Raw genomic sequence first — 15,847 nt, 5'->3', positions numbered from 1 at the left:
GGTGCCGGTCCTGCCACCGACATCCGGCCGCCTTGCCGACCGGTTCGGACGACGCGCCGCCGTGAGCCCCGGCGTGATCGACAAGGAACCCCCTAGGATGCGTCGGCGCGCAGGACGACCTTCCCGGCGACCGTGCCGGACTCGGCCAGCCGCATGGCCTCGGCGACCCGGCTGAGGGGCAGTTCGGCCGCGATGTCGGCCGTGATCTCGCCGCGCCGCAGCGCTTCGAAGACCTCGGTGAGGTCGGCGCGCAGCCGGGCCCGGAAGCGGCCGCGGCTGAGGGCCTTGCCGGCCCAGACGTTGAAGAAGAAGGCGCGCCGCCCGTTGGGCAGGGCGTTCCACGCCCAGACGCGGCCCAGCAGCTTCAGCACGGGCCACTGCTTGGACCCCTGGTCGTCGCGGGTGGAGGCGGTGCCGTAGGCGACGAGCGTGCCGCCGGGGGCGAGCAGGCGCCAGGAGTCCACGACGCTGCGGCCGCCGACGTGGTCGAAGACGGCGTCCACGCCGCCGGGGGCGAGGGCGCGCACGCGGGCCGGGACGTCCTCGGTGCGGTAGTCGACCGGGGTCACGCCCCGTTCGCGCAGGGCGGCGTGGTGGCGTTCGGACGCGGTGCCGATCACCTGCGCGCCGGCGGCCCGCGCGAGCTGGACCAGGACTGAGCCGACCCCTCCGTTGGCGCCGTGCACCAGGACGGTCTGCCCGGCGCGGACGCGCGCCGTGCGGTGGAGCATCTGCCAGGCGGTGATCCCGTTGATCACCAGGGTCTCCGCCTGCGCGGCGCCGATGCCGTCCGGGATCGGGACCGCGTCGGCGGCGTCGACGACCACGTGGCTGGCCCAGCCCCCGACCTTGAGCAGCGCGGCCACCCGGGTGCCGGCCAGGCCGACGGGGACGCCCGGGCCCGTCGCGATGACGGTGCCGACCACGTCGTAGCCGGGGACGAACGGGAAGGGCGGCTGGTCGTAGTAGCGCCCCCGGCGCATCTGCTGTTCGGCGAAGGACACGCCGGTCGCCTCCATGCGGACGACGACCTGGCCCGGTCCGGCGGTGGGCACGGCCGCGTGCCGCAGCTGGAGCCCCTCCGGCTCCACCGTGCCCGGCAGTACAACCTCCACCATCGTTGCGTCGTTCATGACGTCACTCCCTCCAGGACCCCGCCAGTTAGTGGCTGGCGCTTCTGTTAGAAGTTATAACCAAGCGATGGAGTGACAGTCAAGAGCGACAGTTATAGGGTCTAACCGAAACGCCGGACGCCCCCGCCCACGACGGGGCCCGGCGACCGGGCCGAGGGAAGGAACGACGCACGTGACCGCTGTGCGCAGGGAGACACCACGCGAGCGCTACCGCACCCAGCTGCGGGCGGAGATCAAGGAGCACGCCTGGGAGCAGATCGCCACCGCCGGGGCGCCGGGGCTGTCCCTGAACGCCATCGCCAAGCGGATGGGCATGAGCGGTCCCGCGCTCTACCGGTACTTCTCCAGCCGGGACGAACTGATCACCGAGCTGATCCGCGACGCCTACCGCGGCCTCGCCGACACCGTCCGCGCCGCGGCGGCCGAGGGCGCCGACCTGGCGGGACTGGGACGCACGCTGCGGGCCTGGGCGCTGGCGGACCCGCAGCGCTACTTCCTGATCTACGGAACGCCGATCCCCGGCTACCACGCCCCGGACGACGTCACGCAGACCGCGTCCCAGGTCATGGAGTGCCTCCTCGACGCCGCCCGGTCACTCGGCGAGGAGGCCCCGGACGACGCCCCGCACGACGCCCAGGACGACGACCCGGTGCGGGCGCACCTCGCCGAGCACCGGGAGTGGGCCGCCGACCACCCGGCGGACGCGGCCGCCCTGCACCGTGCCCTGCTGTTCTGGACCCGCCTGCACGGCATCCTGTCGCTGGAGCTCGCGGGCCACTTCACCGGCATGGGCCTCGACCCGGCGGAGCTGTACGCGAGCGAACTGCGCGCGCTGACCCGGTGACCCGCCGCGGGGGCATCCGACCACGGGTGCATCCGACAGGGGTGCATCCGGCAGGGGTGGCGGACCGGAAGGAAACCGTGGACGTCCCGCCCGGGAACGGACCACGGCCCTCACCCCACCGAGGAAACGGTGACCCCCATCCACGACGCCGACCGGCCCGCCCGGCGGCTCCGCGCCGAGCAGCGCACCGCCGCCGGCATCCGTGTCGTGTCCCTGCACGGCGAGATCGACCACAACGCCAAGGACCTGCTCCGCAAGGCCCTCGGCCCGTACGACGCCCGCCCGGCGCACATCGTGGCGGACCTCGGCGGGGTCACCTTCCTGGACTCCAGCGGCATCAGCGTGTTCATCGCCGCCCACCAGCAGATCGCCGACGCGGGCGGCTGGCTGCGCATCGCCGCCCCGCAGGAAGCGGTCCGGGAAGTCCTCCGCCTGGTCACCGTCGACAGCGTCATCGCCTGCTACCCCACCCTCGAACAGGCCCTGTCCGGCTGACCCGGCCGCTGCGGCGCCGGCCGGTGCCGGAGCGAAGTCGGCTTCCGGGGGGACACTGGCAGGGACGCACCCGTCTCCGGGAAGCGTCGAGGCAACGAGGGAAGAGGATGCCGGCGGTGGAGGACACGAGGGCCGACGCGCGGCGCATGCTGGAGGGCCTGCTGGCCGCCAGCCACCTGATGCCCCTCGAGGCGTTGCCCGCCCGGGTGGCCGAGCACGCGACGGCTGCAGGGCTGACCGAGGTGTCGATCTACATCGCCGACGTGCAGGGCAACGTCCTGCGGCTGCTGACCGGGGACAAGGGCACCGGCGAGGCCGGACCCGGGGAGGAGGCCGAGCTGAAGGTCGAGGGGACGCTGCCGGGACGGGCGTACCAGTACGTGGAGGTGCTGGCCGACCGGTCCACCGGGGAGCAGGGGCACCGGTGGTGGGTGCCGCTGCTGGACGGCACCGAGCGCATCGGCGTCCTGCGGATCACCGCGGCCGACGACACCGGGCGGACCCGACAGGACATGGTGGCGCTGGCCTCCCTGGTCGCGCTGATCCTGGTGAGCAAGCGCGGGCACAGTGACGTCTACGCGCGGCTGACCCGTGCGGAGCCGATGAACATCGCGGCGGAGATGCAGTGGCACCTGATGCCGCCGCGCACCTACGCCGACGGCCGGGTGGTCATCTCCGCGGCGATGGAGCCCGCCTACCGCATCAGCGGCGACGCGTTCGACTACGCGACCGCTGGACCGGTCGTGCACCTGTCGATCTTCGACGCCATGGGGCACGACACCGCCGCCGGGCTCAGCGCCAACCTGGCCATGGCCGCCTGCCGCAACTCCCGCCGCCAGGACGCCGGACTGGTCGAGATCACCGAGCGGATCGAACGGGCCCTGATCGAACAGTACGGGCAGACCCGCTACGTGACCGGGATCGTGGCCGACCTCGACACCACCACCGGCACACTGACCTGGGTGAACCGCGGCCATCACCCGCCGGTGATCATCCGCGGGGGACGGTGGATCAGCGAGCTGCGCTGCAGGCCGGCCCACCCCATGGGCACCAACCTCGGCCTGGAGGCGCGCCTGTGCCGTGAACAGCTCGAGCCCGGCGACCGGCTCCTGTTCTACACCGACGGCATCACCGAGGCCCGGGGCGCGGGGGACACGGAGTTCGGGCTGGAGCGGTTCGTGGACTTCCTGCTCCGCCACCACGCCGACGGCCTCCCCGTGCCGGAGACCCTGCGCCGCCTCGTGCACGCCGTCCTGGAGTACCACGGCGGCCGCCTGAACGACGACGCCACGGTGCTGGTGTGCGAGTGGCTCGGCCCCGACCCCGACACCACCACCGAGGCAGCGGCCCGAACCGGCCTGCCCCTCCCGTGACGTGATCGACAAGGTGTCGGACGCACGGGATTCCACTCGACGGGACGTCGATTGCCGGGGGCGGTCGCGGGGCGGAAGGCTGCGGCCATGGCCCTCAACCCCCCTTCTGCGTCCCGGCGTTCCCTGTTGCGTGCCCTCGGCGGCACCGCCGCGCTCGGCGCGCTGGCCGGCTGCGGGGTGCCCGCGGCCTACGTACGGCCCGGCGACCGCGCGGCCGACGACGCCTCCGCCCGCGACATGCGGCTGACCTGGGCCAACTGGCCGCTGTACATCGACACCGACGACGAGCACCCCGGCCGGCGCCCCACCCTGGACGCGTTCCGGGAGCGAACCGGCATCGCCGTGGACTACGTCGAGGAGATCAACGACAACGACGAGTTCTTCGGCAAGATCAGCCCGGCACTGATGGGCCACCGGCCGACCGGCCGCGACCTGATCGTCATCAGCGACTGGATGTGCGCGCGGTTCGTCCGGCTGGGCTGGGTGCAGGAGATGGACCGCGCCCGGCAGCCCAACGTCGCCCGGTACCTCGACCCCCTGCTGCGCTCCCCGGCCTTCGACCCCGGCCGCACGTACACCGTGCCCTGGCAGTCCGGCATCACCGGCATCGCCTACGACCGCCGCAGGCTCGGCCGTGAACTGCGCACCGTCTCCGACCTGTGGGCCGACGACCTGCGCGGCCGGGTCACCCTGCTGTCCGGGCTCGACGAGGCGTTCGCCCTGCTCATGCTGGGCAACGGGGTCGACATCACCCGCTGGACGCCGGACGACTTCCACCGGGTGTGCGACCAGGTCGAGACCCAGGTGCGGCGCGGCCAGATCCGCCGGTTCACCGGCAACGACTACACCAAGGACCTGGTCAGCGGGGACGTCCTGGCGTGCCAGGCCTACTCGGGCGACGTGATCCAGCTGCGCGCCGACAACCCCGACATCGAGTTCGTCGTACCGGAGGAGGGGGCCGAGCTGTGGTCGGAGTCCCTCATGGTCCCCGACCTCGCCCGGCACAAGGCCAACGCCGAGCGGCTGGTCGACCACTACTACCAGCCGGAGGTCGCCGCCGAGCTGGCCGCCTGGGTCAACTACGTCTGCACGGTCCCGGCCGCCCGGGACGTCCTCGCCGCGTCCCCCGACGAGGACACCGCCGCCCTCGCCGAGGACCCGCTGATCTTCCCGGACGCGTCCATGCGGCGCCGGCTCGCGATCGCCCGGGACATCACGGCCGAGGAGCGGGCGGGCTTCACCAAGCGCTGGAACGCGATCGCCGGCCTGTAGCGCGCCCGACCGGGGCGGGCGCCGGGCGGCGGGCCGACGGCCGCCACGGCAGCTTCCGGGGAGCCCTCGCGGTTCAGCCCTTGCGGCGGAGCGCCAGCCACGTCACCAGGACCACGCCGGCGGCCACGAGCAGCACCGTCCGGTTGTCCCGGGCCAGTTGCGCGCCCTGGGCCTTCAACTCCCCCGCCGTGCGGGACGCGTGCCGGCCGGCCTCGGCCGCCTTCTCCCGCGCGCGAGCCTTGACGTCGGCCTTGGCCGCCAACGCCTGCACCGTGCGGCCGAGTTCGGCCCGGGTCCGCTCGACCCGCTCCCGCAGCTCCTCGGGGCCGGGGGACTTGTCGCTGTGCTGAGTCATCGTCGGGCACTCTCCTCGGTCGCGGCCGCATCGGCCGTCACGTTCCGGTCCGCCCGCCCGGACCCGGGCGGGACGGCCCGCTGCACCCGCTTCCTGTACCCGTGACCGGCCGGTTCAGCGGCCCCTTCGACCGACGACGCCAAGGGGCGGGTCGACCACGGGAGCCACGCCACGGTGCCGGAGACCACCGGTCCGGCCGGGCCGTCGCGTCAGCCGGACGACGACGCCCCGCCGTCCGGCCGGACCGCCGCGAGGTAGGCGAGCAGCCGGTCGCGGTTGCGGGCCAGGCAGTCGATCCGGGCCTGGATGCGGTCGACGTGGTCCTGGAGCAGCGCCGCGGTCCGCGGGGTCAGGTGCTCGGCGGGCAGGATCAGCTCGTCCGGCCCGGACAGGTACGGCAGGATCGCGCGGATCATCTCCGTGGTGAGCCCCGAGTCCAGCAGCCCGCGGATCTGCTGCACGTCCCGCACGGCCGACTCGCCGTACTCGCGGTACCCGTTCCCACCGCGGCCGGGGTGGAGCAGGTCCTGTTCCTCGTAGTAGCGCAGCAGGCGGGTGGGGACGCCGGTGCGCCGCGAGAGGTCACCGATCTTCAAGGGGCCTCCCGGTCCGCGCTTGCCTTCACACTGGTGTGAACCTCCGACCATGGTGGCATGTCCCTCTCTCCCCTGGTCAAGGGCACCTCGCTGCCCGCTCCCCTGCCCTGGTCCGGGCTGCTCGCCCTGGCCACGGCCGCCTTCACCGCCGTCCTGACCGAACTGCTGCCCGCCGGGCTGCTGCCGCGCATGGCTCCGGCGCTCGGCGTGCCCGAGGCGCGGATCGGATTCCTGGTCACGGCCTACGCGGTCGCCTCGTTCGCGGCGGCGATCCCGGTCACCGCACTGGTCCGCGGGCTGCCCCGGCGGCCGGTCCTGATGGGCGCCCTGCTGGGCTTCGCGGCGAGCAACGCGGTGGTGGCGCTGTCGTCGTCGTACTCCGTCACCGTCGCGGCCCGGGTCCTCGCCGGGGTGATGGGCGGGACGCTGTGGGCGATGCTCGCCGGGTACGGGGCGCGGATGGTGCCCGCCGAGCGGCGGGGCCGGGCCATCGCGGTCGTCCTGGCCGGGATCACCCTGGCGCTGGCCGCCGGGGTGCCCGCCGGGACGGCGCTGGCGGAGGCGGTGGGCTGGCGTCCGGCGTTCGGGCTGCTGTCCCTGGCGGGGCTGGGCGTGCTGGGCTGGGTGCGGTGGCGGGTGCCCGGATTCCCCGGTGAGGCGCGGGGCGGACGCCTGCCGGTCGCCCGGGTCGCCCTGCTCCCGGGTCTGCCGGCCGTGCTGTCGGTGACGCTGTTCCTGCTGCTGGGCCACCAGGTGATGTACACGTACGTCGCCCCGTTCAGCGCGCGGTCGGGGTTCGGGCGCACCGGGGTGGTGCTGCTGGTGTTCGGGGCCGCGACCGTCGCCGGCATCTGGGTGACGGGTCTGCTCGTGGACCGCCGCCCCCGGCTCGCCCTGCTGACCGCGCTCGCGCTGTGCGCGGGGGTCATGGTCGTCCTGGGCCGGTGGGCCGGTGAGCCCGTCGTGCTGCTCGGGGCGGTCGCCCTGTGGGGCGTGGCGTTCGGCGGGGCGCCGACCCTGATCCAGACGGCGCTGGTCGACGCGTCCGGGCCGGCCGCGGCGGACGTGGCCACGTCGCTCCAGGCGACCGTGTACAACGCGGGCATCGCGGGCGGTTCCCTGACCGGGGGCCTCGTCCTGGAGGGGGCGGGTGCGGGCGCCCTGCCGTGGACGGCGCTGCCGCTGCTGGTCGCCGCGCTGGCGGTGGTCGCGGGAGCCCGGCGCACGGCGTTCCCGGGGCGACGTGAGCACGATCAGCCGACTCGGCACCAGCACGGGCTCCCTGGGTGACCCGCCGCCGGTCCGGCGCGGGCGCCACCGGATGACTCACCCGCCCCCGGTGCGGGCGCCACCGGATGACTCACCCGCCCCCGGTGCGGGCGCCACCGGATGACTCACCCGCCCCCGGTGCGGGCGCCACCGGATGACTCACCCGCCCCCGGTGCGGGCGCGACCGGATGACTCACCCCGATCCGGCGGGGACGCGACCCGAAGCCTCGCCCCACCCCGGCGCGGGCGCGACCCGATGACTCACCCCACCCCGGCGCACGCACCGCCAGGCGCCCCGTCCGCACCCGAACGGCCGAGGGCCCCGCCGGACGTGCGTCCGGCGGGGCCCTCGTGCGCGGCGTGCGCTCAGGCGCGGCCCGTGGTGCGGGAGCGCCGGTACAGGGCGACTCCGCCCAGGATCATGGCCGCGCTGCCGGCCAGCGCGGGCAACGTGGCGTCGGCACCCGTGCTGGCCAGGGCCGTCACCGTTCCGGACTGCGCCTCGGTCCACTCCCCGGACGCGGCCTGGCCACCGGGCTTGTGCTCGTGCTTCGGGGGCACGTGCCGGGGCGGCTGAGCCGTGGGCTCCTCCGGGGCGGTGGGCTCCTCGCCGTGCGTGTCGCCGGGGCCGTTCACGGACGTGTTGCCCATGACCGGGTTGGCGATGCCGACGACGTCCACGGTGTTGCCGCTGACGTTCACCGGCAGGTCGACGGGGAGCTGGACGCCGTTGCCGGAGAGCAGGCCCGGCGACTGGGCCGCCTCGGCTTCGGCGGCCGCACCCGACGAGGTGTGCTCGTCGTGGCCACCGGTGTTGGCGCAGGTGTTGCCCGCCGCCGGGTTCAGCAGTCCCACCACGTTCACGGTGTTCCCGCACACGTTCACCGGCACGTCCACCGGCAGCTGGATGGCGTTGCCACTGGCCGCGCCGGGCGAGCCGACCGCTGCCGCGTCCGCCGAGGAATCGGCGTGCGCCGGCATCACCACGGCCATCGCGCCGGAGGCGGCGGCGAAGGCGATCACCCCGTTTCGGGCAACCCGTCTCATAGGTCCCTGCCTTCCAGACATCGTCGCGGGCCCTCGCCCGCATCAGGTAAAACGCGGGCGAACCGGTCGAGTAATGGCCGATCGCCCTTTCACCCCATCGAGTGGCTACCCTCTCCAACTGTCGGAAAAGATGCGGAACCGGTGCACCGCGGCCCCCCGGCCACGGGACGTCGCGCTGCGTCACCCGTCCGGAGGCGGGGTCCGGCGAGCCCGCCTATCGTGAGCGAGGGCGCCGGTTCCCGACCGACGACGGGGCGTCCGGGAGGCACTGATGCTGGTCAAGCTGTCGACGCGTCCCACGGTGCGCCGGTGCGCGCTCGCCGGAGCCGCCGCGCTGACCCTGCTCGCCGCGGGACTGCCCACGGCCGTCGCCGACAGCGGCGACGGACCCGACCTGTCCCGGTTCTACGACCAGACGATCACCTGGTCGGCCTGCGAGGGCGACGACATGCCCCCCGACCTCCAGTGCGGCAAGGTCACCGTCCCGCTCGACCACGCGCACCCCGGCAAGGGGACGCTCGACCTGGCGCTCGCCCGCTACCGCGCGACCGGCGACAAACAGGGTTCGGTGGTCCTGAACTTCGGCGGCCCCGGCGGCGCGGGGGTCCCGCAGCTCGCCTACGGCGGCAAGGAGTTCATGGACCTCACCGACCACTACGACGTGGTCACCTTCGACCCGCGCGGCGTCGGCCGCTCCTCCCCGGTGAGCTGCGGGGCGGGCCAGGAGGACGCCTTCGCGGCGAGCCTGGGGGGCCGGCCGGACCTCGGCGACCCGCGGACCGTGCTCGAGCAGCTGAAGAAGGCGGCCGACCAGTGCGCGGCGCACTCCGGGCCGGTCCTGCCGTACATCGGCACCGTGCACGCCGCACGGGACCTGGACGTGCTGCGCGCGGCGCTCGGCGACAAGAAGCTCAACTACCTCGGCTTCTCGTACGGGACGCGGCTCGGCGCCGTGTACGCGGCCGAGTTCCCGCACCGCGTCGGCCGCATCGCGCTGGACGGCGTCGACACGCTGACCGAGCCGCTGGCCGAGCAGGGGCTGGCCGGGGCCGCGGGCCAGCAGGTCGCGCTGGAGGACTTCGTCGCCTGGTGCGTGAAGGACATCGCGTGCCCGTTCGGCACCGACGCGCGCTCGGCCCGCGACGACGTCGTACGGCTGGTGCACTCGCTCGACGAGAACCCGGTGCCGTCGGACTTCGGGCCGCCGTTCACCGGCCAGGACCTGGTCGCGGCGCTCAGCCAGGCGTTGTACAGCGAGGAGTGGTGGCCGTCGCTGGAGCGGGCGCTGTCGCAGCTGGTGGAGAACGGCGACACGAGCGGGGTGGTGACCTTCGCCACCGGCGGCATGACGCTGCCCGTGCGCTCCCCGCGGCCGACCCCGGGCGCCCTCGTCGACGAGGAGGACGTGCCGCTGGACAACCTCCCGGCGGCGCTGATGGCGATCAACTGCGCGGACGACCCCGACCGCCCCGCCGCCGGGCGGATCGCCGCCGACCTGCGCCGGCTGCGGGCCGAGTACGAGCAGGTGTCGCCGGTGTTCGGCCGCTACCGGCTCACCCAGGTCCTGATGTGCTACGGCCGCCCCGCGGGCACCGACTACATACGCGACGAGGTGAAGCGCGTCGACACCCCGAAGATGCTGCTGGTCGGCACCCGCGGCGACCCGGCGACTCCCTACCGCTGGACGGAGGAGACCGCGCGGCGGCTCGGCCCGTCGGCCGTCGTGCTGGACAACAAGGGCGAGGGGCACACGGGGTACGGCTCGTCCAAGTGCGTGCACCGCAAGGTGAACGACTTCCTGATGTACGGCTCGCTCCCGCCCAGCGGAAGCTCGTGCCTGTCCGAGCGCGAGGACTGAGTGACCGTCAGTTCCGCCCGGTGACGAACGCGTCGAGGACGGCGGTGAGTTCGGCCGGCTTCTCGACCGGCAGCTCGTGCCCGGCGTCGAGGACGCGGACGGTGGCGTCCGGGTACGCCGTGGCCAGCCAGAGCATCTGCCCGACCGGCAGCTGGACGTCGTGGTAGCCGTGGACCATCAGGGTGGGCGTGCGGATCTGCCCGGCCCGGTCCAGCACGTCGAAGCCGCGCATGGCGCCGTACAGGGTCATCACCACCTCACGCGGGGTGTCCGCGGAGTCCCTGATGTAGCGCCGGACCTCCTCGCGCGGGTAGCCGGGCGCGAAGGCGCGCCGGATGTTCGTGGCCACGAACACCTTGAACGGCACCAGGGCCGACACCGCCATCAGCAGGCCCCGCGCCCGGTTGTAGGCCATGCGGCCGATGGAGTTGACCAGCACCATCCGCTCGACGCGCTCGGGGTGTTCGAGCGCGACGGTCTGCGCGATCATCCCGCCCATCGAGTGGCCGACCAGGACGCAGCGCTCGATCCCGAGGTGGTCCAGCAGGGCGACGACGTCCCGCGCCAGCTCGCCGATGGTCCGCACGCCCGCCCCGCCGCTCTCGCCGTGCCCGCGCAGGTCGAGCCGGACCACACGGCGCCGCTCGGCGAAGTGGGCCACCTGGTGGTCCCAGCGGTGGCGGTTGGCGGTCCAGCCGTGGACGAACACCAGCGGCACCCCGCCGCCGTCGCGCGGGCCCTCGTCGTCGTACGTCAACCGGGCGCCGGCGACGTCGAGCTGCGGCATGGGTGCCTCCTGCGGGTGCGGTCCTGGACCGGGCCGGGCGGCCGGCCACTGGCGGTTACTGACGCGTACGGTAACCGGAGGGCGGGTCCGGCGTCACCGCGTCCCGGATGCGGGGGACCATGATCCCGAGGCGGTTTGTACCCCTTCGCCCTATCGTGCTGTGCATGGAGCACTCACTCAGCCCCGCCGCCCTCGCCGAGTTGCGCCGCCCGCGGCCCTACCCCGCGGTGTCCGTGCTGACGCCGACCCACCGCCGCGGACCCGACACCGCTCAGGACCCGGTGCGGCTGCGCAACGTCGTGGCCGCGGCGAAGAAGCAGCTGGAGTCCGATCCGGCGGTCACCCGCGAGCGGCGCATGGACGTCGTGGAGCAGCTCGACCTGGCCCTGTCCGAGGTGGACCTGAGGGAGGCCGAGGACGGCCTGGTCATCTTCGCCGCCCCGGGTGAGCACCAGGTGTGGACGCTGGCACGGTCCGTGCCCGAGCGGGTGGTCCTGTCGGACACCTTCCTCACCCGGAACCTGGTGTCGGCGCAGGCCGCCGACCGGCCGTTCTGGGTGCTGTCGGTCTCCGCCGACCGGGTCACCCTCTGGAACGGCGGCGCCGGGCACGTCACCGAGGAGCGCTCCGCCGGCTTCCCGCTGACCCGGAGCCAGGAGAACTTCGACGCCGAGCGGCTGGAGCGGGTCGGCAACCTGCCGAGCACCTTCCGCGACGAGGACACCCGGCACTTCTTCCGTGACGCCGACACCGCGCTCACCGGCCTGCTGCGCGAGAACCCGCGGCCGGTGTTCGTCACCGGCGAGCCGGCCGCGCTGTCCCTGCTGGACGAGTTCGGCGGCGCGGCCCGCGACGCCGTGCACCTGGCGCACGGCGGCCTCGCCCACGGGACGCCCGAGGCCGTGTGGCAGGCGGTGCACCCGCTGCTCGAGGAGGAGGCGCGGCGGCAGGACGAGGCCGTGGCCCGTGAGCTCGAAGCCGCGCGCGGGCACCGCACGTTCGCCGCCGGCGTCGACGAGCTCTGGCAGAGCGCCCGGGAGGGCCGGGTGCGGCTGCTCGCCGTGGAAGAGGACTACCGGGTCACCATGCGCGACGCCGGCGACCACCTGGTCCCGGCCGACGGCGACGACCTCGACGCCCGCGAGGACATCGTGGACGAGATCGTCGAGCAGTGCCTGGAGACCGGCGCCGAGGTGCGCTTCGTCCCGGACGGCACGCTCGGGGACGCCCAGGGCATCGCGGGCGTCCTGCGCTACTGACCCGCCGCTGACCGGCGTTGCGCCACCGGCCGCCCCGGTCCTCGGACACCGTTCCGCGCCGCTGGCCGGTCCCCGGGCCCACCGGCCGTCCCCGCCTGCGCGCATGACACCCTGAGGGCCGTCGCGCCGCGCTGCCGCGCGGGCCGGGTGGGTGCGGGCTGGGGAAGGAGCCGGGATCGTGTCGGAGCTGCTGGGGGTGGCCGTGCTGGGTGCGGGCCACATGGGGGCCGACCACGTACGACGTCTCGACCGGGTGGTGAGCGGGGCCAGGGTGGCCGCCGTGGCCGATCCCGACACCGCACGGGCCAAGGAGGCGGCCGCCGGGATCGAGGGGGCCACCGTGCACGCCGAGGCCGCGGCCGCGCTGGACGCGCCCGGCGTCGAGGCGGTGCTGATCGCCTCCCCCGGTCCCGCGCACGAGGAGGCCCTACTGGCGGCCCTCGCGCGCGGACTGCCGGTGCTGTGCGAGAAGCCGATGGTGCCGGAGTCCGAGGGCGCGCTGCGCGTGGTCGAGGCGGAGGCGCGCGGCGGGCGGCGGCTCACGCAGGTCGGCTTCATGCGGCGCTACGACGCCGAGTACCGGCGGCTGAAGCGGGTGCTGGACGACGGGCGCCTGGGCCGGCCGCTGATGCTGCACTGCGTGCACCGCAACGTCTCCTCGCCGCCCGGCTTCACCAGCGCCATGCTGATCGACAGCTCGGTCTCGCACGAGATCGACGCGGCCCGCTGGCTGCTCGGCCAGGAGCTCACCGCGGTGACCGTGCTGCGCCCGCGCCCCTCGGGCGGCGCGCCGCGGGGCCTGCTCGACCCGCAGTTCGTGCTCTTCGAGACGGACGGCGGCGCCCTCGTCGACGTCGAGGTCTTCGTCAACTGCGGCTTCGGCTACCAGGTGCGCTGCGAGGCGGTCTGCGAACACGGCAGCGCGCGCGCCGGCGAGGACCACGGCCTGCTGCTGACCACGGCGGGCACGGCCGGCGCCGAGGTGCCGCAGGACTACCTGGTGCGGTTCGCCGACGCCTACGACCGCGAGGTGCAGGCCTGGGTGGACGCCACCCGGCAGGGACGGGTCACCGGCCCCTCCGCCTGGGACGGGTACGCGGCCTCCGCCGTGGCCGAGGCCGGCGTCCGCGCGCTGGAGAGCGGCCTGCGCACCCCCGTCGAACTCGCCCCGCGTCCGGCGCTGTACGCGGACACGGGCCGCTGAGCGAGCGTCCCGGCCGCGGGGCGACGGGCCGGGCGCGGAACTGCGGACCCGGCGCGGGTCAGACGCCGTCGAAGAGGGCGCTGAGCCCGCGGTCGACGACGGCGCCGACGTCCTCCTGGCCGGCCGCCACCACGGCGTAGCTGCGCAGCAGGAAGCGGTGCAGCGCGGCCGTGTCGAACTGGACCAGCGCCAGGCCGTGCGGCGAGTGCAGCTCCAGCACCGTGCGCTCCGGACCGCAGGGCCAGATCCGCACGTCCCCCGTGCCGGCCGAGCCGCCCAGACCGTCCTCCAGCAGCCCGCGGCCGAAGGTCCAGGTGCAGGACTCGCCGTCCAGGCTGACCTCCGCCGGGAAGTCGATGTGGACCGCCAGCGGATCGCCCGAGGCGTAGCGCAGCGTGGCCGCGACGGGCAGCTCCCGCTCCTCGGCGGTGATCAGCCGGGCCTGGGCGGATTGCTCAAGGGTGATGTCCATGTCTCTACGAGCACGCAGGGGGTCGGCTCCGTACACTGCGGAGGCCCCCAATTCGTGTGACCTGCACCACACTTCAGCGACCGGGTCACGCCGCCGGCGAGCACCCCGCCTGGAACGCGCGAGCGACGAACACCTGGCCGGTCGACCGACGAGCCCCTCGGGTCCCCCAAGTCGCGTACGCCACCTACGACTTGCCCGGGCCCGGAGGTACGCCACCAGCGCACCCGGAACGGTCCTGGAAGACCCTGGCATATGCCGGAAGCACCACCGTATCGTGTGTCGCCGAATCCCTTACACGGCGTCGCGGGCTGTGCAACAGTCGTAACGGCCCTCCCGCCCACCCCGGCCCCGCCGTCCCCGCATCGGAGCGCGTCATGCCGTCCCACCTCTCTGCGGATCGCCCCGCCGCCCAGCCGCCCGGACGCGGCTCGGTGGAGGAGCTGATCTCGCAGACGCGACGGCTCAAGGGCGAGGTGGACGCCGTACGACGCGACGCGCAGGCCGACGGTGCGGACCCGCAGGGGCGGTGGCAGCGCGCCCTGTACGACCTCGCCCTCCACCAACTCGACGACCTCGACCAGCACTTGGCCCAGCTGCGCGAGGGCCCCCCGGCCCCGCCCGCCCCGGACACCGACGGTGACGGCGCCCCCGGACCCGCGCTCACGGGCGGCGCCCTGCTGAGCCGGGTCGGCAGCGCCGAGTGGAACCTGCTGACGGACGAGGCCGTGTGGTCCGGCGAGTTGTACGAGATCCTCGGCCGCGACCCGGCCGCCCCCGCGCTCACCCTGGACGAACTGCCGTCCCTGGTCCTGGAGGAGGACCGGCCACGGCTCACCGCGATGGTGACGGACTGCCTCGTCGACGCCCGGCCCATCGACGGGGAGTTCCGCGTGCGCGCCGGCGGCGAGGTCCGCGCCGTGCACATGATGGGCGAACCCGTGCTCGCCGCCGACGGCAGCGCCGCCGCGATGTGGGCGGTGCTGCGGGACGTCAGCGCGCTGCGCCGCAGCCGGCAGGCGGTCGGCGAGACCCGTGACGCGCTGCACCGGCGGGACCGGGCGCGGACCGACCGGCGGGCGCAGACCGGTCACCGGACCGGGGTCGAGCTGCAGGAAGCCGTCCTTCCCCCGTGGCACGGCTTCCTGCGGCTCCCCCACCGAGGACCCCGCTCGCTCGACGTCGCCGCCCACCACCTGCCCGCCGCGACGGGTTCACCGATCGGCGGGGACTGGTGCGACACACTCGAACTACCGGACGGCCAGACACTGTTGAGCGTCGGTGACCTCACCGGGCACGGCCCCGCCGTCGCCTCCGGCACGGCGATGCTGCTCGGCGCCCTGCGCGGCATGGCGCTGGCCGGCACCGGACCCGACCGGCTGATGACGCTGCTGAACCAGTTGCTCGACGGCGGCGCCGAGCCCGGCCTGGGCAGCGCCGTGTGCTGCCGGTACCGCCCCGGGGACCGCACCCTGACCTGGGCGCAGGCCGGACACCCCGCCCCGCTGCTGTTCCGCGACGGGACGGGGCGCCGGCTCGCCCCGCCGGACGGCGTGCTCCTCGGCGCCACCGCGGGCGCCGTCTACGGACAGGCCGAGGAGCGGCTGCGGGAGGGCGACCTGCTGGTGCTGCACACCGGCGGGCTGGTGCCCGGGCACGGCGGCACACCGGCCGCACAGCGCCTCCTCGACCTCGCCCCGGAGCTGACCGGGGCGCGCACCGCACAGGACTGCGTACGGCTGCTCGTGGCCGAGTTCGACGGGACCGCGCGGACGGAGGACGCGTGCGTGCTGGTGGCCCGGGTGACCTCCTGAGCCACTCCCCTCCGCACTCCGCGCCGGGCACCCTCACGCCAGGCACCTCCACACCTGACACGTGCACGCCGG

General features: G+C 74.6%; 15 protein-coding genes. 9 read left to right on the top strand and 6 right to left on the bottom strand.

The annotated features are described in order from the left end of the window. Window positions 1–92: 92 nt before the first annotated feature. Entirely contained in the window at window positions 93–1,133 is a 1,041-nt protein-coding gene (locus AQJ30_RS02185) for a medium chain dehydrogenase/reductase family protein (protein ID WP_067228019.1), read from the bottom strand. Window positions 1,134–1,305: 172 nt separating this feature from the next. On the opposite strand from AQJ30_RS02185, the gene AQJ30_RS02180 reads away from it, so the two are divergent. From AQJ30_RS02180 to AQJ30_RS02165, 4 genes are all read left to right on the top strand, one after another. Beyond that, window positions 1,306–1,977 (top strand): TetR/AcrR family transcriptional regulator, encoded by a 672-nt coding sequence (locus AQJ30_RS02180; protein ID WP_067228018.1) that lies wholly within the window; start codon window positions 1,306–1,308, stop codon window positions 1,975–1,977. Window positions 1,978–2,106: 129 nt separating this feature from the next. Next, on the top strand, window positions 2,107–2,472 hold the full coding sequence (locus AQJ30_RS02175) for an STAS domain-containing protein (RefSeq protein ID WP_067228016.1): 366 nt from the start codon (window positions 2,107–2,109) through the stop codon (window positions 2,470–2,472). Between the two features lie 107 nt (window positions 2,473–2,579). Further along, window positions 2,580–3,845, top strand: coding sequence for a PP2C family protein-serine/threonine phosphatase (locus AQJ30_RS02170; RefSeq protein ID WP_067228014.1), 1,266 nt, complete (start codon window positions 2,580–2,582; stop codon window positions 3,843–3,845). A gap of 87 nt (window positions 3,846–3,932) precedes the next feature. Continuing rightward, window positions 3,933–5,117, top strand: coding sequence for an ABC transporter substrate-binding protein (locus tag AQJ30_RS02165; RefSeq protein ID WP_067228012.1), 1,185 nt, complete (start codon window positions 3,933–3,935; stop codon window positions 5,115–5,117). A gap of 73 nt (window positions 5,118–5,190) precedes the next feature. Here the strand turns inward: AQJ30_RS02165 and AQJ30_RS02160 are convergent, their stop codons facing one another. Both AQJ30_RS02160 and AQJ30_RS02155 read right to left on the bottom strand, forming a co-directional pair. After that, a complete protein-coding gene (locus AQJ30_RS02160; RefSeq protein ID WP_067228011.1) occupies window positions 5,191–5,472 on the bottom strand; it encodes a DUF3618 domain-containing protein in 282 nt (93 codons plus the stop codon). A 209-nt stretch (window positions 5,473–5,681) separates the two neighbouring features. After that, on the bottom strand, window positions 5,682–6,068 hold the full coding sequence (locus AQJ30_RS02155) for a MerR family transcriptional regulator (protein WP_067228009.1): 387 nt from the start codon (window positions 6,066–6,068) through the stop codon (window positions 5,682–5,684). Between the two features lie 57 nt (window positions 6,069–6,125). Here AQJ30_RS02155 and AQJ30_RS02150 point away from each other — a divergent pair, with 57 nt between their 5' ends. Continuing rightward, window positions 6,126–7,358 (top strand): MFS transporter, encoded by a 1,233-nt coding sequence (locus AQJ30_RS02150; protein WP_067228007.1) that lies wholly within the window; start codon window positions 6,126–6,128, stop codon window positions 7,356–7,358. A 345-nt stretch (window positions 7,359–7,703) separates the two neighbouring features. On the opposite strand, the gene AQJ30_RS02145 is transcribed toward AQJ30_RS02150, so the two are convergent. Next, a complete protein-coding gene (locus AQJ30_RS02145; RefSeq protein ID WP_107119460.1) occupies window positions 7,704–8,384 on the bottom strand; it encodes a chaplin in 681 nt (226 codons plus the stop codon). 271 nt (window positions 8,385–8,655) lie between these two features. Between AQJ30_RS02145 and AQJ30_RS02140 the strand changes: the two genes are divergently transcribed. Further along, the gene (locus tag AQJ30_RS02140) at window positions 8,656–10,242 is read left to right on the top strand and encodes an alpha/beta hydrolase (protein ID WP_067228004.1); all 1,587 of its coding nucleotides are present in this window, start codon (window positions 8,656–8,658) and stop codon (window positions 10,240–10,242) included. A gap of 7 nt (window positions 10,243–10,249) precedes the next feature. Here the strand turns inward: AQJ30_RS02140 and AQJ30_RS02135 are convergent, their stop codons facing one another. Further along, the gene (locus tag AQJ30_RS02135) at window positions 10,250–11,029 is read right to left on the bottom strand and encodes an alpha/beta fold hydrolase (RefSeq protein ID WP_067228002.1); all 780 of its coding nucleotides are present in this window, start codon (window positions 11,027–11,029) and stop codon (window positions 10,250–10,252) included. A gap of 164 nt (window positions 11,030–11,193) precedes the next feature. Between AQJ30_RS02135 and AQJ30_RS02130 the strand changes: the two genes are divergently transcribed. Further along, window positions 11,194–12,288 carry a baeRF3 domain-containing protein gene (locus AQJ30_RS02130; RefSeq protein WP_067228883.1) on the top strand — a complete coding sequence of 365 codons (1,095 nt, stop codon included), beginning with the start codon at window positions 11,194–11,196 and terminating at the stop codon, window positions 12,286–12,288. Between the two features lie 178 nt (window positions 12,289–12,466). After that, window positions 12,467–13,492, top strand: a complete 1,026-nt coding sequence (locus AQJ30_RS02125) for a Gfo/Idh/MocA family protein (protein WP_067228000.1) — start codon at window positions 12,467–12,469, stop codon at window positions 13,490–13,492. A 58-nt stretch (window positions 13,493–13,550) separates the two neighbouring features. On the opposite strand, the gene AQJ30_RS02120 is transcribed toward AQJ30_RS02125, so the two are convergent. Beyond that, window positions 13,551–13,964, bottom strand: a complete 414-nt coding sequence (locus AQJ30_RS02120) for an SsgA family sporulation/cell division regulator (protein WP_067227998.1) — start codon at window positions 13,962–13,964, stop codon at window positions 13,551–13,553. Window positions 13,965–14,338: 374 nt separating this feature from the next. On the opposite strand from AQJ30_RS02120, the gene AQJ30_RS02115 reads away from it, so the two are divergent. Continuing rightward, entirely contained in the window at window positions 14,339–15,775 is a 1,437-nt protein-coding gene (locus AQJ30_RS02115) for a PP2C family protein-serine/threonine phosphatase (protein WP_067227996.1), read from the top strand. Window positions 15,776–15,847: the final 72 nt, after the last annotated feature.

Source organism: Streptomyces longwoodensis, assembly GCF_001514125.1.
GTDB classification, from domain to species: domain Bacteria; phylum Actinomycetota; class Actinomycetes; order Streptomycetales; family Streptomycetaceae; genus Streptomyces; species Streptomyces longwoodensis.
Note: the sequence above shows the minus strand (reverse complement) of the source record. Positions and strands in the feature narration are given on the sequence as shown.